Consider the following 23,905-nt stretch of genomic DNA (forward strand, 5'->3'; position numbering starts at 1 on the left):
TCGACAATTGGCGAAAGTGGCGACGTTGCCAATCTCCCCCCGTGCGGGGGAGATGCCCGGCAGGGCAGAGGGGGGTGCTGTCCCGCCGGCCTATCAAACAATCGCATCAACGCCACAGGCCGGTCTCCAGTTGGAAATGGATTCCACAAAAAGTCGGCGATCCTTCCCACCCCCCTCTGGCCTGCCGGCCATCTCCCCCGCAAGGGGGGAGATCGGCAGCTTCGGCGAAGTCATCCTTCAGCCGACGATGCGCAGGTTCGACAATTCGTTGGCGATTTCCCTGAAATTGTCCGACAGCGTCGCCCCGGTCGCGTTCCAGAACAGCTTGGCCGGCTTGGTCGGATCGGTGGGGTCCTTGCGGAAGCGCGAGTCCGAGGAGCAGGCCTTCAGCGCGTCGAGTGCTTTCTTGTCACCGGCATCGGTGGTCGACAGGTCGAGCGCAACGGTCATGACGAGAACGTTCGATTTCTTCGCGTTGCCGCAAAGGGTCTGCATCTGCTCGTCCAGCGCGGCGGTGTAGTTGGCGCCGGTGTAGGTCGTCTTGCCGATGTCGGTGCTTGTGTTCATGAACAGCCGCGTCACGCTTCCAGACCCCGGATATGTCAGGCCGGTGTAACCGTAAGCGGCATAGGTCGACCTGTTATTGGCGTAGCCGCTGTCGCTGACGGCGCTGTAGGTATTGGCGCCGTCGGTCAGCACGATGACCACTTTGTCGTTGCCTCTTTCAGTGTTCGGCCGGCCCGCAGTGAAAGGTTCGTTGCTCGACACCGTCCGCCAGCCCCAGGCAAGGCCTTCCGGCACGTTGGTGTTGCCGTTCGGCGCCATGGCGTCGATGGCGTTGTCGATCTCCTCTTTCTGGGCAAGCTGGGTCACGTCTTTGAGCGGCGTGATCGGGTTGGTCGTGCAGGACGAATTTGGGCCGTCGCCCGAGGCAGCCGACTTCGAGCCGTAAGGCTTGACCAGGAAATATTTGCGCATGTCCGACTGCCGCTGCGAAGCGGTTGGGCTGTCGGTGTAAGGCCAGTCGGCCCACCAGTTGTTGCCGTAACCATAGTTCAGATAGATCACGTCGTTAGCGCCGTCGCGGTTGAAATCGAGCCAGAGGGTTCCGGCCTCGTCGGGCGCAAACATCGGCACGAACAGCGTGGCAGGTGTGGCGGTATCAGGCGTCGTGTCGTCGTTGTTATACGGGTGCGGCCTCGCCTCCACGCAACCCTGCCAACTCGCATAGCGGCTGGTGGTGTAGATATATTCCGGGGTGGTCCAGTGGCCGCTGCTGCAGTTACCTTTCTTGTTATAGGTGTCGCAGATATACTGTTTCGTGTTAGGCACTTCTTCTCGGCCGGACTCGACGGTGATGTCGGCGTAGAGGCTGAAGCGGGTCAGTGGCTGATCCTCGGTGTCGCCCCAGCCGGTGCCGCGTTTGTACCAGACGCCGTTGAGCTTCTCGGCGTATCTGTCCGGGTCGTTGGCGGCGGTCATCTTCGTCCAGTCGAAATCCTCATGCTGGATCGGGGAGATGCCATCCTGGTCCATCCAGCTGTCCTGGTCATGGGTGGGACCGACATTGACCGAAGCAGCGAACGGCACGAGGGAGAACTGCACCGGTTTGCTGACCTGCTTCATCTGCTGTGCCTGCAGCGCCAGCGTATCGACAAGCTGCTTGGCGGCAGTCTTCAGCAGGTCTATTCGCCTCGCGCCGGTGCCGGAACCGAGTTCGTTCATCGAGCCGGAATTGTCGAGCACAAGAGCGACTTCCAGCGTGTTCTTGAGGCGGATTTCCGAGCACTCCGTGAAAGTTGTAGCGCCGCTGGTGGTCCAGCCGCCCAGCATGGCGGCGGCCGGCAGAAAATAGGGGTGATAGGTCAGGGCGCTGCAGAGCTTCAACGTGCCGCCACCCGCACTGCTGTTGGGCAGGGTGACGGTAAGCGACGTGTTGGCCGGATCGACGGGGCCGAGATTGGTTTCGAAGAAAGTCTTGGCGTAGGCCCTGGCGGCGTCGTCGGTTGCGCCGGAGACGACCTGCTGAGCCGTGGCGAGGCCGGCGGCGTCCAAAGCGTTCAACGTGGCGTGCTTCTGGCGCAGCAGTTCCGAGTAATCGACGCTGAGCGCCACTCCGCCCATCAGTGGCACCATCGTGATGGCCGTCATCAGCGTATAGTTGCCACGCCGGTCCCTACCGAATTTTCGGATCATTGTCTTCAGCCCCTCGCCAAAACCCCTAGTCGGCGAAAGATGCCATCAATCCTTAAATTTCAGATTGCTGAAAAACATCCAAGACCGGCTTGCTTTTTCAAGGCTCGTTAACCACGCCGCCGATACCGGCATTGCTGCGCGCGGCTGGACCGGCCGCCGAAGCCTTCAGAATGGGGAAGTCTCGGCAAGAGCGGCTTGCGCGCTTGCCTTCGTCAGTGCCAAGGCGATCCTGAAACCTGGGCAATCCTGAAACCAGGGCAATTCTGAAAAATGTGAAAGCTGGTGACAGGGTCAAGTGCTTCGGTTAATGCGAACCTGCTGCGGCGGACGTCGGCGGCGACGCTCGCAACCATCATGATTTGGGAAACGATATGGCGGACTCGCCCGATATCATCGGCTCGCTCGCGGATTTGTCGGGAGCCTATTGTGCCATCCTGTGCGACGTCTGGGGTGTGGTCCACAATGGCGAACGGCATTTTCCGGCCGCGGCTCTGGCGCTGGCCACGGCGCGCGAGGCGAAGATACCTGTCGTGCTGATCACCAATTCGCCGCGCCGCAGCGCCGATGTGGTGGCGCAGATGAATGCGATCGGCGTTCCCTCTGCGGCCTATGACCGCGTCGTCACCTCCGGCGACGTGACCCGCGACCTGATCATGGAAGGCCCGCGAAAAATCTTCCACATTGGCGCCGATCGCGATTTCACGCTCTATGACGGGCTTGATGTCGAGTTGGTCGAGGAGTTCGAGGCGTCCGGCGTGGTCTGCACCGGGCTGTTCGACGACGAGGTCGAGAAGCCGGAGGACTACGCCGATCTTCTGCGGCGGCTGCGCGCCAGGAACCTGCCCTTCATCTGCGCCAATCCCGATATCGTGGTCGAGCGCGGCGAGCGGATGATCTGGTGCGCCGGGGCCCTGGCCCGCGACTATGCCCAGCTCGGCGGGCGCACGCTGATCGCCGGAAAACCTTATGCCCCGGTCTATGACGTGGCGATGAAGGAGATCGCCGACCTGCTCGGCCGCCCGGTCGAGCGCTCGGACGTGCTGGCTATCGGCGACGGCATGATGACCGACATCAAGGGTGCTGCCGACAATGGCTTCGACGTGCTCTACGTGTCGGGCGGCATCCATGCCCGCGACTACGGCGATGCGCTACAACCGGATCCGGCCAGGCTGATCGCCTTTCTGGAAAGGCATGGCTACCGGCCGGTCGCGGTCATTCCGAGACTGCAGTAGGCTCGCTCGATGACGGAAGCCTCGAAATGACGCAAGCCCCGAAATGACTGAAGCCTTCGAACGCGTTTCTGCCATCTCGCCGCTGCCGGCCGATTTGCGGGGTGGCGTGGTGGCGATCGGCAATTTCGACGGCGTCCACCGCGGCCACCAGACCGTGCTCGAACGCGCGCTGGCCGAGGCTCGCCGGCGCGGCGCGCCGGCGCTGGTGCTGACCTTCGAGCCGCATCCGAGAAAGGTGTTCCGCCCCGAGATACCGCTGTTCGTGCTGACACCGCCGCCGATGAAGGCACGGCTGCTGTCGCATCTGGGCTTTGCCGCACTCGTCGAGCAGCCGTTCACGCGCGCCTTCGCCGCACTGTCGGCGGAAGCGTTCGTGACCGATGTGCTCGACAGCAATCTCGGCATCATCCACGCCGTGACCGGCTTCGACTTCCACTTCGGCAAGGACAGGCAAGGCGGACCGGCCTATCTGATGGCGGCCGGCGAACGCCACGGCTTCGGCGTCACCCTGGTTGACGCCTTTCGCGACGAAGGCGCCGAGGTGGTGTCGTCGAGCCGAATCCGGGCGCTGCTGTGCGAAGGGGCGGTGGCCGAGGCCGCCGGCCTGCTCGGCTACCGCTTCACGGTCGAGAGCGAGGTGATCGGCGGCCAGCAGCTTGGCCGGACGCTCGGCTTTCCAACCGCCAATATGAGGCTTTCGCCGGAAGCCACTCTGAAGGAAGGGATTTACGCCGTCCGCTTCCGCCGCGCCGACGGCACGCTTCATGATGGTGTTGCCAGCTTCGGCCGCCGCCCGACCGTCGATGACAACGGCACGCCGCTTCTGGAAACATTCGTCTTCGACTTCGCCGGCGATCTCTACGGCGAGCTATGCGCGGTGTCCTTCTTCGGTTTCCTGCGCGCCGAGGTGAAGTTCGACGGGCTCGACGCGCTGGTCGCGCAGATGAAACGCGACGAGGCCGAGGCGAGGGCGCTGCTTGCCGGCGTCAGCCCGCTGTCCGAGCTCGACGCGGCCATTGCTTTCTAAAGCATGATCCCGAAAAGTGGGAACCGGTTTTCGGACAAGATCATGCTAAAACAAAGCATGATCCCGAAAAGTGGGAACCGGTTTTCGGAACAGATCATGCCAAACCAAGGACCTATTTTTTCAGCGCCAGGCCGACCGCAATGAAGGCCCAGCCCTGGAAGATCAGGTCGACGGCGAGAAACAGCCCCAGCACCCATACGCTGTTGACTGGCCAGCCCATGGCGATGACCAGGCCGGCCAGCGCGCTGATGACGCCGGCCGCAACCAGCCAGCCCCAACCTTTTTCCGGCCTGTGCCTGTACCCGACCCAGGCCCTGAGCACGCCTGATGCGAGAAGGGCGACCGCCAGCAGGAAGGTCAGCACCGCCGACGCCAGCAGCGGGTTGTAGAAGGCGAAGAACCCGGCGACGGCATAGAGAAGACCACTAAGCAGCCAGTAGAAAAATCGGGTCCATGTCTTCACACCGAAGGCATGCATGATCTCGATGATTCCGGCCATCAGCATCAGCCAGCCGACGACGTAGATCGAGGCGACAGTGGCGATGAACAGATTGCCGAAGGCGATGCCGCCGAGGATCAGCAGCAGAACGCCGAGCCCGACGAACCATCCCCATTTCGCCCGCGTCTGACCGATTGCATCTTTCAAGGCATCGCCGTGCAGTGTCATCGCCCTTCTCCCTCAGGTTACCTTTGCCAGCTTGGAAGGTAACGCTGACAGGCTTGCCGGTAAAGCGAGCAGGATGCGAGCGCCACACCCCGAGCGATCGCTTGCCAGACGTGGCTAGACCCGAAGCGGCCAAATATCAGACGTAATATTCGACCATGTGCGGCGGCAGTGCTAAAGCATGACGAGCGGGTTCTGGACGACTGTCGTCCTCTTGTCTTCCCCATGGCGCAAACGAAAGCGGTGGCCCAGCGCTGGCTGTGACGCTTTATTGGATGACGTGAGGCTGCTGCTGTCGCCCGTTTTTATGCTTGATGAGGCTAGGGAAGCAAATGAGCGATGAGGACGAAAGCCTCGATCTGACGGAGATTAACGGAGTGCGCAGTTTGCTGACGTCAAAGCCACGACCGGTGAGCTGGGACGAACGCCGGGCACGGCTCGACGAGGTTGGTTCGGTCTGGCCGATTGCGGACGACGTCAGATGTGAGAAGGCGGTTTTCGACGGCCTCGAGGGAGAGTGGTCGCTAGCGCCTGAGAGTGACAGGGATAAGGTTCTGCTCTTTTTCCATGGTGGTGGCTACTGCTCCGGCTCTCTCAAAAGCCATCGTCGAATGGTGACCGAGGCAGGTCGAGCAATGGGAATGCGCACCCTCGCGATCGACTATCGACGCGCACCGGAACATCCTTTCCCTGCGCAACATGAAGACGCACTCACCGCATGGCGCTTTCTGAGCCGGCAAGGGATCGCGCCGGACCGCATCGTGGTTGGCGGAGACAGTGCGGGCGGCAACCTCACCCTGTGCTTGGTCAATATATTGTGCGCGGCAGGGGAGCAGTTGCCGCGATGTCTTTGGCTGGTCTCGCCCTGGACGGACCTTTCGATGGCCGGCGCGACACTATCAACTAAGGACGCAATCGACCCTATCATCCACCGGGCGTATTTGGAGGAACTGGCCACCGCCTATGTTCCCCATGGCGTTGGTCGGCGCGATCCCCTGATCTCGCCGTTGTTCGCCGATCTGAGCGGATTTCCCCCAATGCTGATACAAGTCGGTTCGGCCGAGGCGCTGTTGTCGGACGCAACTCGGCTCGCGGAAGCCGCTGGCGCGGCTGACGTCAAAGTACGTCTCGAAATTTGGCCGTATATGATCCACGCCTGGCCGGTTTGGAATGCAGGATTGAGTGCCGGTCGCCGCACTCTTCACAGCGCGGGCATGTTTGTCCGCGAATATTTATAACCGTTGGGTGAGCGGCCAAGGCTGATACGGCTATTGCCAAATTCCAACAGCAGCCGAGACATTCCAGGCTGGAAAGCGGGGATGGCAACTGCTGGCGCGTTCCAGCCGTCTTGATCTTAGCATACAATTGACTACAGAACAGTACGACCAACGCCGCCGATGTTTCGGACATTAAGCCAAATTTTACTGAACTGGCGCCATGGCTTGCGAAGGCTGGTTGTATCGCCAACCTGTTCGACTTATGGAGTAATGATGCGTTTTGTCCGAGCGAATCCGGTGGTTCTGGCCGCCTTCATACTTGGGGCCACCGGTGCCGCCGAAGCCGCCGATGGCGCCTTGGGCTGGCTGTCCGGCGACTGGTATCTGACAGTCGGCGCCACCGGCCTGGTCGCCCCCGATTTCGAAGGCAGCAAGAACTATATACTCAGCGCCCAGCCGATCATCTCGCTCGGCAAGGCCGGTCCTGCGGCCCGCTTCACCTCGCGCAACGACAACATCTCGCTGGGGTTGATCGACGAAGGCGGCTTCCGCGCCGGCCTGGCCGGAAAAATCCTGTTTTCGCGCGATGGCGACGACGCCGACGAACTGAGGGGCCTCGACCCGGTGCGCTGGGGCGGCGAGGCCGGCGGCTTCTTCGAATTCTATCCTTTGGACTGGTTGCGCGCCCGCGCCGAATTGCGGCACGGCATTCGCGCCCATAACGGCTTCGTCGCCGACATCGCCGCCGACGCATTCTACGATGTGACGCCGGAGGTCAGGATCTCGGGCGGGCCGCGCGTTTCGTTCGCCTCGTCGGATTATTTCGACGCCTATTACGGCGTCGACGCCGAGGAAGCCATAGCGTCGGGCCTCAGCCGGTACCGACCGGACGGTGGCGTGAAGTCGGCGGGCCTCGGCGGCGCGGTGACCTGGAAAGTCACCGAGCCGATGACGGCCAGCCTGTTCGCCGAATATTCGCGGCTGATGGGCCCGGCGGCCGATTCCAGCCTGGTCAAGGAGCGCGGCTCAAGGGATCAGTTCACGATCGGCGTGTCGACGACCTATCGCTTCGATTTCTCGATGTGAGCCTATCCCAGTAGTCGCGTATCGACCGGATGGGTCGTGGCGCTAACGATACGGATGCCGTCGCGGGCCAGCAAATCCGGATTAAGAAGATAGTTCCTTGTGAACGGGACAATTGCACAAGGGACTTCCATGACCGCCTGGGTGGCAGCAGCGACAAAGTTCGTCCCGAGCCGTTGTGTCATGGACAGATCGTCCTTCCAGTCATCGGGCAAACCGGGAGACATGATGGCAATGTCGTCCGGCATTTCGATCTCTAGAAGCTGATAGGTCTGGGGCATGTCTTCCGCGTCGACATGCACAAGTATCTCAAGAAGTGCCGTGGCCGGGTGATCGGCGCAGTAGACAATTGGTGTCCCCATGACATGCCAACGGCCGCCGCTGACCAAACCGCCGACACCCAGCAGGTCGGCGTAGCCGGAAATGCGCCAGATCCGCATATGTCAGGCAAAGATGCCATGGTCGATGCGATGGAGCTCTTCTTCCACCAGCGCTGCACCCGTTTCTGACTGCAAGAGGTTAATAGGTGTCTCGTCAAGCACCCTGCTGTGCTTGCGCAGCCAACGCTGCGCCTTTTCGTGATTGCCGAAAACCCGATCCGCTATCGCCGAAATCCGTTCAAGCCGCATGACGCGGTCGGACTCGGCGATCGTCAGTGTCTCGTTTCGCTCCTTGCGACGCGCTAATGTCCGTCGTGGGCCGACGATCTTGTAGATTTCGTCATTGCTGAAGCCGCGTTGGCGAAGTCCTTCGACCCTGGTGACATGAACGAGAAACCGTTCCGTTGCCGTGTCCTGGATACCTTTGATGTGCAAGCTGGACATATTTTAACTCCGCTGCCATTTGCCCAAAGACATAGGCGCAATTGGCACATGAAGCAAGGAGGCGTTCGCGAGTTCGGGCTTTTCAATGGGGCCGGCCTCGTCTAAAAGCCCGGTCATGACGCAGTTTCCTCGCGCGCTCGCGATTGCGATACGAATTACAAGCCCGGTGTTCCGGGCGGCCTGAGCGCCGCCGGAGCCGCCGGGAATTTTGCGCGCGGCCTCTCGCGCTTTTTCCAGATCATGATAGTTCAACGCCCGGGCTCTTTGCCGGGCAATGCATATGGCAGACCAATGACCGATACGCCGATGACCGACACTGTTGAAACGATCGACTATTCCAAGACGCTTTATCTGCCGCAGACGGATTTTCCGATGCGCGCCGGCTTGCCCGAGAAGGAGCCGCTGCTGGTCAAGCGCTGGCAGGACATGGAGCTTTACCGCAAGCTGCGCGAAAACGCCGCCGGCCGCGAAAAATACGTGCTGCATGACGGCCCGCCCTACGCCAACGGCAGCATCCATATCGGCCATGCGCTGAACAAGATCCTCAAGGACGTCATCACCCGCTCGTTCCAGATGCGCGGCTACGACTCGAACTACGTGCCCGGCTGGGATTGCCACGGCCTGCCGATCGAATGGAAGATCGAGGAGCAATACCGCGGCAAGGGCAAGAACAAGGACGAGGTGCCGGTCAACGAGTTCCGCAAGGAATGCCGCGAGTTCGCCGCACACTGGATCAAGGTGCAGGGCGGCGAGTTCCAGAGGCTCGGCGTCGTCGGCGACTTCGACAATCCCTATACGACGATGGCGTTCCATGCCGAGGCGCGCATCGCCGGCGAGCTGTTGAAATTCGCCATGTCGGGCCAGCTCTATCGCGGCTCGAAGCCGGTGATGTGGAGCGTGGTCGAGCGCACCGCACTGGCCGAGGCCGAGGTCGAATACCAGGACTATGAGAGCGACACGATCTGGGCGAAGTTTCCGGTCGTCAGCCTTGCCCGGCAAGTCACCGACGTCATCGATGGACAACTCGCAAAGCTGGATCCGAAGCTGACGCAGACGTCACTGGACTTGCTGGAGGCCGATGTCGTTATCTGGACGACCACGCCATGGACCATCCCCGGCAACCGTGCCGTCAACTATTCGCCACGCATCAACTATGGCCTCTTCGAGGTTACTGCGGCCGAGAATGCTTTCGGCCCGCAGCCTGGCGAAAGGCTGATCTTTGCCGAAGCGCTGGCGGAAGAGGCTGCAACCAAAGCCAAGGTGACGATGAACCGCCTCCGTAGAATTTCGGCCGAAGAGCTTGGAAGCCTTACGCTTTCTCATCCGTTCAAAGGTTTGAATGGCGGTTATGAATTCGATGTCCCAATGCTCGCCGGCGAGCATGTCACCGACGAAGCCGGCACCGGTTTCGTCCACACCGCGCCGGGCCATGGCCGCGAGGATTTTGACGCCTGGACGGATGCGGCTTCGGACCTTCGCCAGCGCGGCATCGACACAGCGATCCCGTTCACCGTCGACGATGCCGGCTTCTTCACCAAGGATGCGCCAGGCTTCGGCACGGACCGCGAGGGCGGTGCGGCGCGCGTCATCGACGACAACGGCAAGAAGGGCAATGCCAACCAGGCGGTCATCGACGAGCTGATCAAGCGCAATGCGCTGTTCGCGCGCGGGCGGCTGAAGCATTCCTATCCGCATTCGTGGCGGTCGAAGAAGCCGATCATCTTCCGCAACACGCCGCAATGGTTCGTCTTTATGGACAAGGAGCTCGGCGACGGCACGACACTGCGCAGCCGTGCCCTGAAGGCGATCGACGACACCCGCTTCGTGCCGGCCGCCGGCCAGAATCGCATCCGCGCCATGATCGAGGAGCGTCCCGATTGGGTGCTGTCGCGCCAGCGCGCCTGGGGGGTGCCGATCGCCGTATTCGCCGATGCCGACGGCAACGTCCTGCGCGACGAGGCGGTCAACCAGCGCATCATCGACGCCTTCGAGAAGGAAGGCGCGGACGCCTGGTTTGCGGCCGGCGCCAAGGAGCGTTTCCTCGGCAATCACGATGCCTCGAAATGGCAGCAGGTTATGGACATCCTCGACGTCTGGTTCGATTCCGGCTCGACCCATGTCTTCACCCTGGAGGATCGTCCGGATCTGAAATGGCCGGCCGACGTCTATCTCGAAGGTTCCGACCAGCATCGCGGCTGGTTCCACTCCTCGCTGCTCGAAAGCTGCGGCACCAGGGGCAGGGCGCCTTACGACACCGTCGTCACCCATGGTTTCACCATGGACGAGGAGGGGCGGAAAATGTCGAAGTCGCTCGGCAATACTGTCGTGCCGCAAGACGTCATCAAACAGTCGGGCGCCGATATCCTGCGGCTATGGGTGGTGACCACCGACTACTGGGAAGACCAGCGGCTCGGCAAGAACGTGCTGCAGACCAACATCGACGCCTACCGCAAGTTGCGCAACACCATCCGCTGGATGCTGGGCACGCTTGCCCATGACGACGGCGAGGACGTGCCGCTGGACAAGATGCCGGAGCTGGAGCGGCTGATGCTGCACCGGCTCGCCGAACTCGATGAAGTCGTGCGGGCGGGCTACGACGCCTTCGAGTTCAAGCGCATCACCCGCACGCTGCTCGACTTCATGGTGGTCGAGCTGTCGGCCTTCTATTTCGACATCCGCAAGGACGCGCTCTACTGCGAGGCGCCGTCCAGCGTGAAGCGCAAGGCGTCCGTGCAGGTGGTGCGCCATCTGTTCGACTGCCTGGTGAAATGGCTGGCGCCGATGCTGCCCTTCACCATGGAGGAGGCCTGGCTCGACCGTCATCCGGACGCCGTCTCGGTGCATCTCGACCAGTTTCCGCCAATCCCGGCCGACTGGAAGAACGAGGCGCTGGCGGAAAAATGGCGCAAGGTGCGGCAGGTTCGCCGTGTCGTCACCGGCGCGCTGGAGATTGCGCGCGCCCAGAAGGTCATCGGCTCGTCGCTGGAAGCGGTGCCGGTCGTCACGCTCGATGATGCGGCGCTCGAAGCGGCGATATCAGATGTCGACATGGCCGAAATGGCGATCACCAGCGATCTGGTCATTGCGCATGGCAACGCGCCTTCTGGCGCCTTCACGCTGGACGACGTCAAGGGCGTCGCCGTGGTGGTCGAGAAGGCCGAGGACCGGGGCCTTCTCAAATGCGCGCGCTCATGGCGCTACACGGCCGATGTCGGGCAGGACAAGGAATTCCCCGACGTTTCGGCGCGGGACGCAGCGGTCCTGCATGAATTGAAGGCGCTTGGTCGACTTTAATGCATGTCGCCCAAAAGCATGCCCCCGGGCCTTACCCGGGGTGTGTAGCGGTTTTGGGATAACGACAGGCACAAGACCATATCGGTGCACAAATGCCACTGCGGGCGGCTGATCGGCCTCCGCTCGTTGCCCTTAACGAGCGGTTGAGATAAACACGCGAAACTCCGGACGACAAATTGTCGCCGGATTTCCGTCGGAAGAGCATAGGCGATGGCGACCGGACTTTGGCCGGTGGCGATCGAGAGGCTGTCTAGAGTGGGACTTTTTGGCATGACCGAAAGAACTTGCGCGCGCGTTGCGCTGCTGGCGCCGCTTGTCGTATCCGGCTTGGCCCTGTCCGGCTGTATGGGCTCGCCGACCTACGGGACCGACAAGACCGCCTCCGCCCAGCTTGCCGGCGATCTCACCAGCGCTTTTTCAGTCATGCCGAAGAACAAGCAACGGATCGACTACAAGCCGCGCCCCGAACTGGTGAAGCCGGCGCCGGGACAGAAGCAACTGCCGCCGCCGCAGGACAGCGCCACGGCAAGCGCCGATTGGCCGGAATCGCCCGAGCAGCGCCGCGCTCGCCTGCGCGCCGAGGCCACGCTCAACCAGGACGATCCGTCCTACCAGGCGCAGATCGTCGATGACATCCAGACGGATCCGGTCGCGATCAAGTCTGCGATGAAGGACTCGGGTTCCAGTCATCCGCCGGCCTGGAAGCCGGCGGATTCGGACAAGGGCCGCGCCGCCGAAGTCAAGCGCCGCCTTGCCGAACAAAAGCAGGGCGACCCGAACACCCGCCGATATCTGAGCGAGCCGCCGGTGCAATATCGCGCCGCTTCCGCCACCGCGCCGGTCGATGACCTCGGCGAGGACGAGTACAAGAAAGCACGCCGCCTCAAGCGGGAAGCGGCCGCCAAGAACAAGAGCGGCGGCATGTTCGACTGGCTGCCGTGGTAAGCTGCCGGCGCTAAGAAATCCTGCGACGTTAGGGTTCGCGTCGCTCCCTGAAAAAATCCTTCAGCAACAGGGCTGCGTCGCTCTCGGCCATGCCTGGATAGATGTCCGGTGCATGGTGGCAGGTCGGTGAGGCGAAGAAGCGCACGCCGTTGACCACAGCGCCGCCCTTCTCGTCGGCGGCGCCGAAATAAAGCCGGCGCAGCCTGGCGAAGGAAATGGCGCCGGCGCACATGGCGCAGGGCTCCAGCGTCACATAGAGATCGTGGCCGGTGAGCCGCTCGCTCGACAGCTTGCGGCAGGCTTCGCGGATCGCCAGCATCTCGGCATGGGCGGTAGGGTCGGCAAGCTCGCGGGTGCGGTTGCCGGCACTGGCAACGACCGTATCGCCGCTGGCGATGACCGCGCCGACCGGCACTTCGCCGCGCAGGGCGGCGGCTTCGGCCTCCTTCAGTGCCAGCGCCATGAAATCCGGCCGCTTCAAGCGGTTTCCATTCCGATTATCTCCTCGCTACTCCGGCGTGATCCTGTTATCTAGCGCATGATCCCGAAAACCGGAATCGGTTTTCGGAAGGGATCATGCACCAAATCAAAGTCCTACAGCGTCCTATGCGCGTCCGTACGGACGCGCGGCGCTGTAGTGCAAACGAGCAAAGCTACATGGACGACAAAAACAAGAAATTCCCGCGCCAAAAGGGTCCGGGCAAGAACGGCTCGAAACCATCGGGCCCGCGTGGTCGTGATGCCGCTGCCGGCAAGAGCGGCAAGCCGTCCTTCGGCGCAAAAAAGCCTTACGCGCCGCGTGGCGACCGCCCGCTGGCCGACGGCGAGCGGCCGAAGCGCGACTTCAAGAGTGGCGATAGGCCGTTCAGCAAAGGACCACAGCCCGACGGCAAGCCCTATGAAAAGCGCGAGGGGCCGCGCAAGCCATACGCCCCGCGCGGCGACCGCCCGATGGCGGCTGACGGCGAGCGGCCGAAGCGCGATTTCAAGGCTGGCGACCGGCCGTTCAGCAAGGGGCCGCGTCCGGAAGGCAAGCCTTACGAGAAGCGCGAAGGGCCGCGAAAACCCTACGCGCCGCGCGGCGACCGGCCAATGGCGGCTGACGGCGAGCGGCCGAAGCGCGACTTCAAAAGCGGCGACCGGCCGTTCAGCAAGGGGCCGCGTCCGGAAGGCAAGCCTTATGAAAAGCGCGAGGGGCCGCGCAAGCCATACGCGCCGCGCGGCGACCGGCCGGCGGCTGCCGAAGGCGAGCGCAGCGAAAGGCGCTTCGACCGTCCCAAGGGAGACTTCAGCGATCGCCCAAAACGCGACTTCGGCGATCGGCCCAAGCGCGATTTTGCCGGTGATCGGCCCCAAGGGGCATCGGGCGGCTTCAAACCGCGCCCGCGTCCCGCCGAAGCGACGGAAGAGGCTGGTGAGCGCATTGCCAAGCGGCTGGCCCGCGCCGGTCTTGCCTCGCGTCGCGATGCCGAGGAGCTGATCGCGGCCGGCCGCGTCAAGGTCAATGGAAGGGTGCTGTCCTCGCCGGCCTTCAATGTGATGCCTGGCGACATCATCCATCTCGACGGCATGGAGATCCCGCCGATCGAGCGCACCCGGCTGTTCCTGTTCCACAAGCCGGCCGGCGTCGTCACCACCAATCGTGATCCCGAGGGCCGCAAGACCGTCTTCGACGTGCTGCCGGCCGACCTGCCGCGGCTGATGACCATCGGCCGGCTCGATATCAACACCGAAGGCCTGCTGCTGCTCACCAATGACGGCGGGCTGGCGCGCGTGCTCGAACTGCCGGCGACCGGCTGGCTCAGGCGCTACCGCGTGCGCGTCCACGGCAAGGTCGAGGAAAGTGCGCTCGCCGGCTTGCGCGAAGGCATCGCCGTCGACGGCGTCTTCTATGGCGCCATCGAGGCGACGCTCGACCGCGAGCAAGGCACCAACGCCTGGCTGACGCTTGGCCTGCGTGAAGGCAAGAACCGCGAGGTCAGGAACATACTGGGCTCGCTTGGCCTCGACGTAACGCGACTGATCCGCATTTCCTACGGACCGTTCCAGCTCGACGACCTGCCCGAGGGCCATGTGCTGGAGATCAAGGGCCGGGTGCTGCGCGACCAGCTCGGCGAACGCCTGGTCGAGGAGTCCGGCGCCAATTTCGACGCTGACATCACCAAGCCGTTTTCCAACAGGCCGGTGCGGCGCGAAGCGGTGCGGGAAGAGGAACCTGAGCGGCCGAAATTCACCCGCGATGGCGAACGCCGTCCGATCGGCGAAGGCGGATTGATCAAGAACCGCAAGCGCCGCGAAGGCAGCCGCGACGAGGCGCTGGGCAAGCTGTCGACAAGTCCCGGCAGAAGCTTCGGGACGGAAAAGAGCTTTGCCGATCGCGGCCCCAAATCTGAACGTGGCGGGCCGGGCGGCTTCGGCGGCAAACCGGGCGGCGGGAAAAAGTCCGAACGCGAGCAGCGCCCGATCGAGCCGCCGGACCAGCGCAAGGCCAATGTCTGGATGGCGCCCGGCGCGCGGCCGATCGGCAAGGGCAGGGCGGACGCCGATGCCGCCAGGGCGGCCGAAGCCAAGGAACGCAAGGCCTCGTTCAAGCCGTCTTATGGCAAGCCCGCCCATGGAGGGGGAAAACCCGGAGGCGCAAAGCCGTTCGGAAAGCCGCGTGGCGAACGCCCAAATGATGGCGGCAAAGGCGGCGACCGGCCGCGCAGCGGCCCCAAGGGATCCAGGGGAGGCAATGCGGATCGTCGGCGGTGAGTTTCGCGGGCGTCCGCTGGCGACGCCCCGCTCAAGCGCCATCCGCCCGACCACCGACCGCACCCGCGAGGCTGTCTTCAACGTGCTGGCGCATCGTTTCCCCGACAGGCTGGTCGGCGCGCGGGTGCTCGACCTGTTCGCCGGCACCGGCGCGTTCGGCCTCGAGGCGCTGTCGCGCGGCGCATCTTATGGCGTCTTCATCGAAGAATCAGCGGAAGGGCGCGGCCTGATCCGCACCAATGTCGAGGGTTTCGGCCTCACCGGGCGTACCAAGATATTCCGTCGCGACGCTACGGCTCTGGGCGAGGCGGGCACGATGGCCCCGTTCGGCCTGGTGTTCGCCGACCCGCCCTATGGCAAGGGGCTGGGTGAGCGTGCCTTGCGCTCGGCCAAGGCCGGCGGCTGGCTCGCCCCCGGCGCGCTCTGCGTCGTCGAGGAGGCGGCAGCGGCGCCGTTCGAGGCAGGGCCGGGCTTTTCGGTTGTCGACGAGCGCAGCTATGGCGAGACGGTTATCCGCTTTATCGAGGTTGGATGAGCGCCGTCTTCCCTTCTCCCCTTGTGGGAGAAGGTGGCCGAGCGAAGCTCGGTCGGATGAGGGGTGTTGGAAGGATCTCTACCTTGAAGAGGCAAGTGCTTAAAATCGCTAGACATTTTTATGCCGCACTCCGTCCAGCACCCCTCATCCGTCTCGGCGCTGCGCGCCGATCCACCTTCTCCCACAAGGGAGAAGGTTGGCGCAGCGCCTTCAAAATGACGAACAAATCAATTTGCCTGTGGCAACACCCCCGCCTATCGTCCCACCCCATGACAACCGGAGTCATTGATGACATCTCAGGCTGATTGGCTGCGCGGTACGCTTTTTGCGCTGGCTCTTGTGATGACCGGGCCGGTTCTGGCCGACAACAAGCCGGACGACGGCAAGGTGACGAGTTTCCTGCTCGACAACGGCATGGAGGTCGTTGTCATCCCCGATCGCCGCGCGCCAATCGTCACTCATATGGTGTGGTACAAGATCGGCAGCGCGGATGAGCCGCCGGGCAAGTCCGGCATCGCCCATTTCTTCGAGCATCTGATGTTCAAGGCGACGACCAACCATGCGGCCGGCGCGTTCGACCGCGCCGTCTCCGCCATCGGCGGTTCGAACAACGCTTTCACCTCCTATGACTACACCGCCTTTTACGAGACGGTGGTGCCGCAGGCGCTCGAGCAGATGATGGATTTCGAGGCCGATCGGATGCGCAACCTCATCCTCAACGACGACGTCATCGCCACCGAGCGCGACGTCATCCTCGAGGAACGCCGCTCGCGCATCGACAGCAATCCGCAGGCAGTGCTCGGCGAGGAGGTCGACGCCACGCTCTGGCAGAACCAGCCCTATCGCATTCCGGTGATCGGCTGGATGCAGGAGATGGAGAAGCTGAACCGCGCCGACGCCAAGGCTTTCTACGACAAATATTATACGCCCAACAACGCCGTGCTGGTGGTGGCCGGCGACGTCGAGCCGCAGGCGGTCAAGGCGCTGGCCCAAAAAACCTATGGCAAGGTCGCGCGTGGTCCAGACCTGCCGCCGCGCATCCGTCCGGTCGAACCCGAACAGAACACCAGGCGCACGGTGACGCACGCTGACGCGCGTGTCAGCGTGCCGAATTTTTCGACGCAATGGGTGGTTCCCTCCTATCACACTGCGAAGCCGGGCGAAGCGGAAGCGCTGGACCTGCTGGCAGAGATCCTCGGCGGCGGCAGCCGCAGCCGGCTGTACCAGCAGCTTGTCGTCAAGCAAGGCATTGCCGCCGAGGCCGGCGCCTTTTTCCAGGGCACCATGCTCGATGCCACCAACTTCACCGTCTATGGCGCGCCGCGCGGCGACGCCAAGCTGGCCGATGTCCAGGCGGCGGTCGAGGCCGAGGTCGCCCGCATCGCCAGCGAGGGCGTCACATCGGGCGAGCTGGAGAAGGCCAAGGATCGTTTCGTACGCTCGATGATCTTCGCCCGCGACAAGCAGGATTCGATGGCGAACATCTACGGCGCGACGCTCGCCACCGGCGGCAACGTCAGGGATGTCGAGGAATGGCCGGGCCGCATCCGCAAGGTCACCGCCGACGAAGTCAGGCAGGTTGCGGCGCGCTATCTCAATCTCAACCATTCGACATCAGGCTATCTCTTGCCGCAGACACAGGCAGGGAATTGATGTGATGAGGAACCAGCATAGCGGCGCGTTTTGCCTTCTCCCCTTGTGGGAGAAGGTGGATTGGCGCGCGGCGCCAAGACGGATGAGGGGTGTTGGACGGAGTGCTGTCGGTACCAAGCTGGAGAACCCCTCATCCGACCGAGCTTCGCTCGGCCACCTTCTCCCACAAGGGGAGAAGGGAAGGTCGCGCATAGCCCCTTTAGTTACCCTGCTCCTCTCCCTCGTCTTCCTCGTCCTGCCGGCGCTTTCCGCTCGTGCGGCCATGAGCATCCAGGAGGTGACGTCGTCAAAGGGCATCACCGCCTGGCTGGTGGAGGACTATTCCGTGCCGCTCGTCGCCATCCGCTTCGCCTTCGACGGCGGCACGACGCAGGATCCCGCTGGAAAGGTGGGCCTTGCCAATCTGATGAGCGGCCTGTTCGACGAGGGCGCCGGCAATCTCGACAGCGAGTCCTTCCAGATCAAGCTCGACGACGTCGGCGCCGAGATGAGCTTCGAAGCGGCGCGCGACGGCATCTATGGCTCGATGCGCATGCTTGCCGAGCAGCGCGACGCGGCGTTCGATCTGTTGCGGCTGGCGGTCACAGAGCCGCGTTTCGATCAGGCGCCAATCGACCGCATTCGCGCGCAAGTGCTGTCCGGCATCATCGCCAACGAGCTTGACCCGGACACGCTCGCCCAGCGCAAATGGCTGGAGGCACTATACGGCGCCCATCCCTACGCGCGGCCCGAAGAGGGCACCAGGCAAAGCATCGCCACCATCACGCCGGACGATCTCATCGCCTTTCACAAGGCGAATTTTGCTCGTGATGGCCTGCATGTGGCGGTGGTCGGTGCCATCGATGCCGAGACGTTGAAGAAAAAGCTCGATCTGGTCTTCGGCGGCCTGCCGCAGCATCAGGCGCTTAGCGCGGTCGCCGATGTCGATCCGAAACTCAACCAGCAGATCGAGGTCAATTACGACCAGCCCCAGACGTCGCTGCAACTCGCCTATCCCGGCGTCGAGCGGAGTGCGCCGGATTTCTTCGCTGCGGTTCTGATGAACGAGATTCTCGGCGGCAGCGCCTTCACCTCGCGGCTGTTCGAAGAGGTGCGTGAAAAACGCGGTCTGGCCTACAGCGTCAGTTCCGACCTGGTCGACCACCAGCACGCCAACGCCCTGGCTATCACCACGGCGACCCGCGCGGACCGGGCGGCCGAGACTTTGGTTGTCGTGCGCGAGGTGGTGAAGCGCATGGCCCAGGAAGGGCCGACCGAAGCAGAACTGGCGGCGACCAAGAAATACTTGATTGGCGCCTACGCTATCAACAATCTGAACTCCTCCGCCGCCATCGCCGCGACGCTGCTCGAGCTGCAACTCGATAAGCTCGGCAGCGACTATATGCAGCGCCGCGCCGCCCTCATCAACGCGGTGACGCTGGATCAGGTCAAGGCGGCGGCGAAAAAGCTGCTTTCCGCCGAGCCGGCCGTCATGGTCGTCGGGCCGAAGCACGGCGAGGCCAAGGAGGAATGAGCCCAAAATGGGGGGCAGGGCCAAATGAGGGGCAGGGGATGAGCCCGAGCTTCGGCATCGCCTTCGGCGGCGGCGGCGCGCGCGGGCTGGCGCATATCCATGTCATCGAGGTGCTGGACGAGCTGGGTATAAGGCCGGTCGCGATATCAGGCTCATCAATCGGCGCCATCATGGGCGCCGGCATGGCTTCGGGCATGGCCGGCAGCGACATTCACCACTACATGCGCTCGATCCTCGGCCGCCGCGCCGAGGTGGCGGCGCGCATGTGGCGGGCGCGGCCAGGCACCTTTGCCGAGGCGCTGCAGGGCGGGCTGGGTGTCACCCAGTTCAATATCGAGCGCATCCTCAAGGCATTCATGCCCGACGCCATACCCGAAAGCTTCGCCGAGCTGAAAATACCGTTGAAGGTGACGGCAACGGATTTCTTCGGCCATAAGCTCGCCGTGCTGCGCGACGGCGACCTGCATTCAGCGCTTGCCGCCTCGGCGGCTATTCCCGCGGTATTCCGACCGGTGATGCGCGACGGCAGGCTGCTGATCGACGGCGGCATCTACAATCCGGTGCCGTTCGACCTGATCGAGGACGACGCCGACATCATCATCGCCGTCGACGTCGTTGGCGCGCCGGCCAAAGGCGGGCGCAAATACCCGACCTCCGTCGACCTGATGTTCGGCGCCACGCAATTGATGATGCAGTCGATCATCGCCGCCAAGCTGAGGCAATGCCAGCCGGACATACTGGTCAGGCCGGCGGTGTCGAAATACCGCGTGCTCGATTTCATGAAGATCGACGCCTTGATGGCCGAAACGGCTGATATCAAGGACGAGCTGAAGCGGGAGATCGAGAAGGCGGTGGAGGCGCGGGCCAAGGTCGACACGAGCAAGCGCCCCAAGCAGGTTGGGGGCGTGGCGCGAAAAGTTTGACGCCTGGTGGCCACAATCGAACGAGCGCAAGCGCCGAACATTTTCCGCCGGACCTGAACCGATTGGCTGATCGCTTCCCGGTCCGGCATTGGACCCGGCCAAGCCGGAATTGATCAAGACGATCCGCCTGTATCCAAAGCGGTGAATGAGGTGTGATTCAGGGACCGGACTGCCCGGCGGGCGGAACGATCTGCATGACAAGGCGCATCAGATCGGCCTGGCGGGAGACGCCGGTCTTCTGGAAGATATTGTCGAGATGCGTCTTGGCGGTCGCGCCGGCAATGTGAAGGTTGGCGCCGGTCTCGGCCAGGGTGTGCCCGGCGACAAGGCTGGCGAGGACGCGGGTTTCGGCCAGCGTGAGTCCAAAGGCTGTCGCCAGCATGTCGGCGGCGACATGCTCGTCCGGTGCATTGCCGATGAACACCGCGGCAACCGCCGCGGGCTCCATGCCGGCGCGCAGATCGCCGCCGGCAATCGGCAGCACACGGGCGAAGACGGGCGGCAGGTCAGGTTCGGTGAGGAGCACGGCAAGCCCTGTCTTGCCGATGCCTGCCTCGTCCTGAGCCGCAGCCAGGATGGCGCTGTGAAGCTCCCTGGAAGCCGACGGGATCTTCGCTTGCAGAATGCCCCGGACATCCTGGATCGAGCCGCCGCTCCGCAGCCTGCGCTTGGCCGAGCGGTTGGCGTGCAGGATGGCGCCACGTTCATTGGTCAGGACCACAGCGCATGTGAGCGCATCGAGCGCCTCGGCCATCCGTGCGCGCTCGATCGTGCTGATATCCAGCATGTTGCCGATCATCACCGAACGGCGCACATGCGGCAGCAACAGTCCGCCAAACTTGATTTCACGCTCGGTGATAAGGCCTTGCTGCTCATGCCGGGCAACGGCGAAGCCGGCAAGGCGGGTAGGGGTGTGGATCAGGAAAAACGACAGGACGTCGACCAGGCCTTGCGGCTTCAGCCACTCCTGAAAATATCGCGAGGTCTCCAGGTCGGTTGCGGGGACATGGCGCGAGACCACATGCGGCACATCGAGCGAAGGCCATTTCGAGAGATGCTCGAGCAGCCGGGCATGGATCTCGGGGATATGTTTGGCCTGTTGCTCCAGCCAGTATGGCTCTATTCCCACGGCCCTGTGGATCAGCAGCCGGTCGTGACTGAGGTCATCAAGGTGCAGCACCGCTGTCTGGGCGTCGAGCGCATCCCTGATCCCGGCAAGCGCGTGCTCCCACCGCCCCGGGTCGAACGCGCAATCGTAGATCGAGCCGATCAGCTTCGACAGTTCATGATGCGACAATGCCTTGGCCATCGACCGGCCCCCCTGCATGTCAACAGCGCGTCCGACGCGGAAGGCCGCGCGCTCTCACAGGTGCTCTCGCCCCTCCAAATTTTAGCGATCGCTTAAATTCCGATTATCTCCCCCAAACAGGGGATGCGCAAGCAATCGGGTGGTGAGATGTTTGCGCCCTCAGAAGAACGTCACACTTAACCGTGACAACCAGTGGGGTTCAGCGATTCTCGGCTCGCGGACCTTCGCCACTGTGATGCAGCCGGGGGGCCTAATCAAGAAATCTGCCTGCGTGCGCCGACTATCACGGCGCGCGACCGTCTATTGCTGAAACCTTGAGCCGGGGCTCGTCCCGGACAATTCGGGATGGAGCAGCATTATGTACAGATACATTGCTTTTGCAGCACTTTGCATGGCGGCGACGCCCGCGCATGCCGGCGAGCTTGGAGCCATGAAGGCTGAAAGCATCGATCTCGCCGGCTTCCTTGGTGTCGTCTATTATACGCCTCAGGAGGACGGCTATCGGGTGGTCACCACAATCGCGCAGGGCGAGGCTGGCTTGCCGGTGCGCTTCGTGGCGACACTGACCGAGAACCAGATAGTCGCGGTCTCCGTGCCGGGCAAGCTGGGCGAGTCGGACCAGATCATCGAGATATCGCGTGTCGGCGGCAAGCTTGTCGTCAGCCCGCATCCGATAGACGGGATCGTGGTTTCTACCCCGAAGCTCGCCGTCGACTGATCCAGGGTTGAGTGATCCAACATCAGTGATCCAACATCGAGTGGCCCAACATCGAGTGATCCGCGGGCATGCGCGTTGCGGCGGCGCTGGATGAGCCTGCAACATGGGCGACAGACGATGTCTCCCTCGTTCGTCCTGGCTGTTGTTGTCTTTACCGTTGCCGCCGGCTTCGCCGCGTCTTCGCAGGCTGAGCTGGCCCCTGGCAAGTTCTACGAGGCTGTCGGCAACAAGGTCGATGCGCGAACCTATAACGGTTTTCGTCGCTACCATGGCAGCTGCAATCACTGCCATGGCCCCGACGGCATGGGCTCGACCTTCGCCTCGGCGCTTGTCGACCGGCTGCCCGGCATCGATGTCTTTCGGCGCAATGTTCGCGACGGCGTGCGCAGCGGCGCTTCGGTGATGAAGGGCTTCGCCGACGATCCCAACGTCGCTCCTTACATCGACGACATCTACGCCTATTTGCAGGCCCGCGCCGATGGTGCGCTTGGCCGGGGTCGGCCCGAGAGGCTTGAAAATTAATGCATGTCGCGCAAAAGCATGCCCTCGGGCCTGACCCGAGGGTGTGCAGCGGTTTTGCGACAACGACATGCATAAAACAACAACCTAAAGCGCGTCGCTTGAGCCGGTCGAACGCGACGCGCTTTAGTGCCATTGCCTGCCGACCGCAGGCGCTTCACCAAAGGACGGCGAGACGGTCGTCGCCGAGCGCCACATGCGTGCCGAAAGGTGAGCACTCGCGCTCAAGCATGGCCGCGAGCCAGGCGGCATCTTCGCGCAGGGCGCGGTTTAGCCGGAACCTGGCGAGCTGGAACGGCACCAGGTCGAGCGAAACAAGCGTACCGCCCGGTACAGCGAGCCGCGGCAGGTACATCAGCGCAAGCTCACCACGAAAGCTTTCGTTGCCGGTGATTCCTTCATAGTCGGTGAGGAAGTCGCCGCATCCGTAGAGGATCAACCGGCCGTGATGGATTTCGATCGGCTTGGGATGGTGGGAGGAGTGCCCATGCACGACATCGAAACCTGCAACGTCGATGAGAGCATGGGCAAGCGCGCGTTGTTCAGCCGGGACCTGGTAGCCCCAGTTGCCGCCCCAGTGCATCGAGGCCACCGCGAGGTCGCCAGGCTGTTTTATGGCTTGCACGGATCGGGCGATCTGCTCGAGCGACCGGGCCGAGAGATCCGCCAGCAAATTGACGCCTGGCTTGTAAGCTCCGGCTGCCCATGAAGCGGGAACGCCGCTGGTCTCGAGCGCAAAGCCGAAGACCAGCACGCGGCCCCCGCCGGCCAACTCGATGACGGCAGGCGCCGCCGCCTCGTCCGCGTCAAGCCCGGCCCCGGCACAGGCGAGGCCGGCAAGCCGCAGCGTCTCGAGGGTCTCGACGAGGCCAGGCTCATCCCAGTCGAGCACGTGGTTGTTGGCGAGCACGCAGCAGTCTATCCGTGCCGCCGCCAGGCAGCCGATGTTTGCCGGGTTCAACTTGTAATTGATCCCCTTGGGCGCCAGGGACAGGCTGGTGGTGATGCTGGTCTCGAGATTGATGATCCGCGCATCGGGCGCTTCACGCTCCAATTCGCTGAGCGCATCGCCCCAGACATACGCCTCGTCGACCTTTCTCGGGATCGGGCCGTTGACGCGTTCGGCAAGCTCGACATAGGTCGTCGCCGATTTGACATAGCGCTCGCCAAGGTGCGGATCGCCGGGACTGGCGAGGATTTGGTCGATGCCGCGCCCGAGCATCACGTCGCCGCACAGGAACAGTTTTGCGCTGCTTCGGACGGCGGCATTGTTGGCGATCTGCGGCATTGGATCTGGATCTCCTTCCTCGCCAACCTCCAGTGAGGCAGATGAGCGCCGAGGGCCGAAGCTGCCGATCTCCCCCCTTGAGGGGGAGATGGCCGGCAGGGTAGAGGGGGTCGGTTCGACCGGGCGCGCCCCCTCTCTTGCGACAGTGGAGGTTGGCGCATTACGTGTGACGACCCCCTCTGGCCTGCCGGCCATCTCCCCCTCAAGGGGG

At 63.2% G+C, this 23,905-nt stretch carries 21 protein-coding genes; 13 read left to right on the plus strand and 8 right to left on the minus strand.

What is annotated here, in order from left to right; translation table 11 throughout:
- Positions 1-237: 237 nt before the first annotated feature.
- The gene (locus tag AC0L2A_RS33770) at positions 238-2,196 is read right to left on the minus strand and encodes a TadE/TadG family type IV pilus assembly protein (RefSeq protein ID WP_473612520.1); all 1,959 of its coding nucleotides are present in this window, start codon (positions 2,194-2,196) and stop codon (positions 238-240) included.
- 371 nt (positions 2,197-2,567) lie between these two features.
- Between AC0L2A_RS33770 and AC0L2A_RS33775 the strand changes: the two genes are divergently transcribed.
- Both AC0L2A_RS33775 and AC0L2A_RS33780 read left to right on the plus strand, forming a co-directional pair.
- A complete protein-coding gene (locus AC0L2A_RS33775; protein ID WP_473518531.1) occupies positions 2,568-3,428 on the plus strand; it encodes a TIGR01459 family HAD-type hydrolase in 861 nt (286 codons plus the stop codon).
- Positions 3,429-3,471: 43 nt separating this feature from the next.
- Complete coding sequence (locus AC0L2A_RS33780) at positions 3,472-4,455, plus strand: bifunctional riboflavin kinase/FAD synthetase (RefSeq protein WP_473612521.1); 984 nt, start codon at positions 3,472-3,474, stop codon at positions 4,453-4,455.
- Between the two features lie 112 nt (positions 4,456-4,567).
- Here AC0L2A_RS33780 and AC0L2A_RS33785 read toward each other — a convergent pair whose 3' ends face one another.
- The gene (locus AC0L2A_RS33785) at positions 4,568-5,122 is read right to left on the minus strand and encodes an HdeD family acid-resistance protein (protein WP_091590712.1); all 555 of its coding nucleotides are present in this window, start codon (positions 5,120-5,122) and stop codon (positions 4,568-4,570) included.
- Positions 5,123-5,451: 329 nt separating this feature from the next.
- Between AC0L2A_RS33785 and AC0L2A_RS33790 the strand changes: the two genes are divergently transcribed.
- Entirely contained in the window at positions 5,452-6,357 is a 906-nt protein-coding gene (locus AC0L2A_RS33790; RefSeq protein ID WP_473612523.1) for an alpha/beta hydrolase, read from the plus strand.
- 252 nt (positions 6,358-6,609) lie between these two features.
- Complete coding sequence (locus tag AC0L2A_RS33795; RefSeq protein ID WP_473612524.1) at positions 6,610-7,422, plus strand: MipA/OmpV family protein; 813 nt, start codon at positions 6,610-6,612, stop codon at positions 7,420-7,422.
- A gap of 2 nt (positions 7,423-7,424) precedes the next feature.
- Here AC0L2A_RS33795 and AC0L2A_RS33800 read toward each other — a convergent pair whose 3' ends face one another.
- The 3 genes from AC0L2A_RS33800 to AC0L2A_RS33810 are packed head-to-tail and all read right to left on the minus strand — an operon-like array spanning position 7,425 to position 8,495.
- Positions 7,425-7,859: an RES family NAD+ phosphorylase gene (locus tag AC0L2A_RS33800; RefSeq protein ID WP_473495026.1), complete on the minus strand. Its 435-nt coding sequence runs from the start codon at positions 7,857-7,859 to the stop codon at positions 7,425-7,427.
- 3 nt (positions 7,860-7,862) lie between these two features.
- Positions 7,863-8,243 (minus strand): type II RES/Xre toxin-antitoxin system antitoxin, encoded by a 381-nt coding sequence (gene parS, locus AC0L2A_RS33805; protein WP_473495025.1) that lies wholly within the window; start codon positions 8,241-8,243, stop codon positions 7,863-7,865.
- A gap of 3 nt (positions 8,244-8,246) precedes the next feature.
- Positions 8,247-8,495, minus strand: a complete 249-nt coding sequence (locus tag AC0L2A_RS33810) for a hypothetical protein (RefSeq protein WP_473612525.1) — start codon at positions 8,493-8,495, stop codon at positions 8,247-8,249.
- Positions 8,496-8,549: 54 nt separating this feature from the next.
- On the opposite strand from AC0L2A_RS33810, the gene ileS reads away from it, so the two are divergent.
- Positions 8,550-11,537: an isoleucine--tRNA ligase gene (gene ileS / locus AC0L2A_RS33815; RefSeq protein WP_473612527.1), complete on the plus strand. Its 2,988-nt coding sequence runs from the start codon at positions 8,550-8,552 to the stop codon at positions 11,535-11,537.
- 270 nt (positions 11,538-11,807) lie between these two features.
- Positions 11,808-12,482, plus strand: a complete 675-nt coding sequence (locus AC0L2A_RS33820) for a hypothetical protein (protein ID WP_091590895.1) — start codon at positions 11,808-11,810, stop codon at positions 12,480-12,482.
- A gap of 28 nt (positions 12,483-12,510) precedes the next feature.
- On the opposite strand, the gene AC0L2A_RS33825 is transcribed toward AC0L2A_RS33820, so the two are convergent.
- Entirely contained in the window at positions 12,511-12,963 is a 453-nt protein-coding gene (locus AC0L2A_RS33825; protein WP_091590719.1) for a nucleoside deaminase, read from the minus strand.
- Between the two features lie 176 nt (positions 12,964-13,139).
- On the opposite strand from AC0L2A_RS33825, the gene AC0L2A_RS33830 reads away from it, so the two are divergent.
- The 5 genes from AC0L2A_RS33830 (at position 13,140) to AC0L2A_RS33850 (ending at position 19,860) form a co-directional block, all read left to right on the plus strand.
- The gene (locus tag AC0L2A_RS33830; RefSeq protein ID WP_473612528.1) at positions 13,140-15,236 is read left to right on the plus strand and encodes a pseudouridine synthase; all 2,097 of its coding nucleotides are present in this window, start codon (positions 13,140-13,142) and stop codon (positions 15,234-15,236) included.
- Positions 15,217-15,771: a 16S rRNA (guanine(966)-N(2))-methyltransferase RsmD gene (gene rsmD / locus AC0L2A_RS33835; RefSeq protein WP_473612529.1), complete on the plus strand. Its 555-nt coding sequence runs from the start codon at positions 15,217-15,219 to the stop codon at positions 15,769-15,771. Before AC0L2A_RS33830 ends, rsmD begins: the two co-directional genes overlap by 20 nt.
- 288 nt (positions 15,772-16,059) lie before the next feature.
- Complete coding sequence (locus AC0L2A_RS33840; protein ID WP_473612530.1) at positions 16,060-17,424, plus strand: M16 family metallopeptidase; 1,365 nt, start codon at positions 16,060-16,062, stop codon at positions 17,422-17,424.
- A 262-nt stretch (positions 17,425-17,686) separates the two neighbouring features.
- Positions 17,687-18,937 carry a M16 family metallopeptidase gene (locus AC0L2A_RS33845; protein WP_473612532.1) on the plus strand — a complete coding sequence of 417 codons (1,251 nt, stop codon included), beginning with the start codon at positions 17,687-17,689 and terminating at the stop codon, positions 18,935-18,937.
- A gap of 38 nt (positions 18,938-18,975) precedes the next feature.
- A complete protein-coding gene (locus AC0L2A_RS33850; RefSeq protein WP_473612533.1) occupies positions 18,976-19,860 on the plus strand; it encodes a patatin-like phospholipase family protein in 885 nt (294 codons plus the stop codon).
- A gap of 157 nt (positions 19,861-20,017) precedes the next feature.
- Here the strand turns inward: AC0L2A_RS33850 and AC0L2A_RS33855 are convergent, their stop codons facing one another.
- Positions 20,018-21,169 (minus strand): helix-turn-helix transcriptional regulator, encoded by a 1,152-nt coding sequence (locus AC0L2A_RS33855; RefSeq protein ID WP_473612534.1) that lies wholly within the window; start codon positions 21,167-21,169, stop codon positions 20,018-20,020.
- 358 nt (positions 21,170-21,527) lie between these two features.
- Between AC0L2A_RS33855 and AC0L2A_RS33860 the strand changes: the two genes are divergently transcribed.
- A complete protein-coding gene (locus tag AC0L2A_RS33860) occupies positions 21,528-21,887 on the plus strand; it encodes a hypothetical protein (protein WP_287059324.1) in 360 nt (119 codons plus the stop codon).
- A 117-nt stretch (positions 21,888-22,004) separates the two neighbouring features.
- Entirely contained in the window at positions 22,005-22,409 is a 405-nt protein-coding gene (locus AC0L2A_RS33865; RefSeq protein WP_473612536.1) for a cytochrome c family protein, read from the plus strand.
- A gap of 154 nt (positions 22,410-22,563) precedes the next feature.
- On the opposite strand, the gene AC0L2A_RS33870 is transcribed toward AC0L2A_RS33865, so the two are convergent.
- The gene (locus AC0L2A_RS33870; protein WP_473612537.1) at positions 22,564-23,694 is read right to left on the minus strand and encodes a CapA family protein; all 1,131 of its coding nucleotides are present in this window, start codon (positions 23,692-23,694) and stop codon (positions 22,564-22,566) included.
- Positions 23,695-23,905 lie beyond the last annotated feature (211 nt).

The sequence above is a fragment of the Mesorhizobium sp. WSM4844 genome, assembly GCF_055811775.1.

Excerpts from the sequence above, each read along its gene's own strand:
- AC0L2A_RS33770 (WP_473612520.1), bottom strand. The coding sequence starts at position 2,196 with ATGATCCGAAAATTCGGTAGGGACCGGCGTGGCAACTATACGCTGATG.
- AC0L2A_RS33775 (WP_473518531.1), top strand. The coding sequence starts at position 2,568 with ATGGCGGACTCGCCCGATATCATCGGCTCGCTCGCGGATTTGTCGGGA.
- AC0L2A_RS33780 (WP_473612521.1), top strand. The coding sequence starts at position 3,472 with ATGACTGAAGCCTTCGAACGCGTTTCTGCCATCTCGCCGCTGCCGGCC.
- AC0L2A_RS33785 (WP_091590712.1), bottom strand. The coding sequence starts at position 5,122 with ATGACACTGCACGGCGATGCCTTGAAAGATGCAATCGGTCAGACGCGG.
- AC0L2A_RS33790 (WP_473612523.1), top strand. The coding sequence starts at position 5,452 with ATGAGCGATGAGGACGAAAGCCTCGATCTGACGGAGATTAACGGAGTG.
- AC0L2A_RS33795 (WP_473612524.1), top strand. The coding sequence starts at position 6,610 with ATGCGTTTTGTCCGAGCGAATCCGGTGGTTCTGGCCGCCTTCATACTT.
- AC0L2A_RS33800 (WP_473495026.1), bottom strand. The coding sequence starts at position 7,859 with ATGCGGATCTGGCGCATTTCCGGCTACGCCGACCTGCTGGGTGTCGGC.
- parS (WP_473495025.1), bottom strand. The coding sequence starts at position 8,243 with ATGTCCAGCTTGCACATCAAAGGTATCCAGGACACGGCAACGGAACGG.
- ileS (WP_473612527.1), top strand. The coding sequence starts at position 8,550 with ATGACCGACACTGTTGAAACGATCGACTATTCCAAGACGCTTTATCTG.
- AC0L2A_RS33820 (WP_091590895.1), top strand. The coding sequence starts at position 11,808 with ATGACCGAAAGAACTTGCGCGCGCGTTGCGCTGCTGGCGCCGCTTGTC.
- AC0L2A_RS33830 (WP_473612528.1), top strand. The coding sequence starts at position 13,140 with ATGGACGACAAAAACAAGAAATTCCCGCGCCAAAAGGGTCCGGGCAAG.
- rsmD (WP_473612529.1), top strand. The coding sequence starts at position 15,217 with ATGCGGATCGTCGGCGGTGAGTTTCGCGGGCGTCCGCTGGCGACGCCC.
- AC0L2A_RS33840 (WP_473612530.1), top strand. The coding sequence starts at position 16,060 with ATGACATCTCAGGCTGATTGGCTGCGCGGTACGCTTTTTGCGCTGGCT.
- AC0L2A_RS33845 (WP_473612532.1), top strand. The coding sequence starts at position 17,687 with ATGAGCATCCAGGAGGTGACGTCGTCAAAGGGCATCACCGCCTGGCTG.
- AC0L2A_RS33850 (WP_473612533.1), top strand. The coding sequence starts at position 18,976 with ATGAGCCCGAGCTTCGGCATCGCCTTCGGCGGCGGCGGCGCGCGCGGG.
- AC0L2A_RS33855 (WP_473612534.1), bottom strand. The coding sequence starts at position 21,169 with ATGGCCAAGGCATTGTCGCATCATGAACTGTCGAAGCTGATCGGCTCG.
- AC0L2A_RS33860 (WP_287059324.1), top strand. The coding sequence starts at position 21,528 with ATGTACAGATACATTGCTTTTGCAGCACTTTGCATGGCGGCGACGCCC.
- AC0L2A_RS33865 (WP_473612536.1), top strand. The coding sequence starts at position 22,005 with ATGTCTCCCTCGTTCGTCCTGGCTGTTGTTGTCTTTACCGTTGCCGCC.
- AC0L2A_RS33870 (WP_473612537.1), bottom strand. The coding sequence starts at position 23,694 with ATGCCGCAGATCGCCAACAATGCCGCCGTCCGAAGCAGCGCAAAACTG.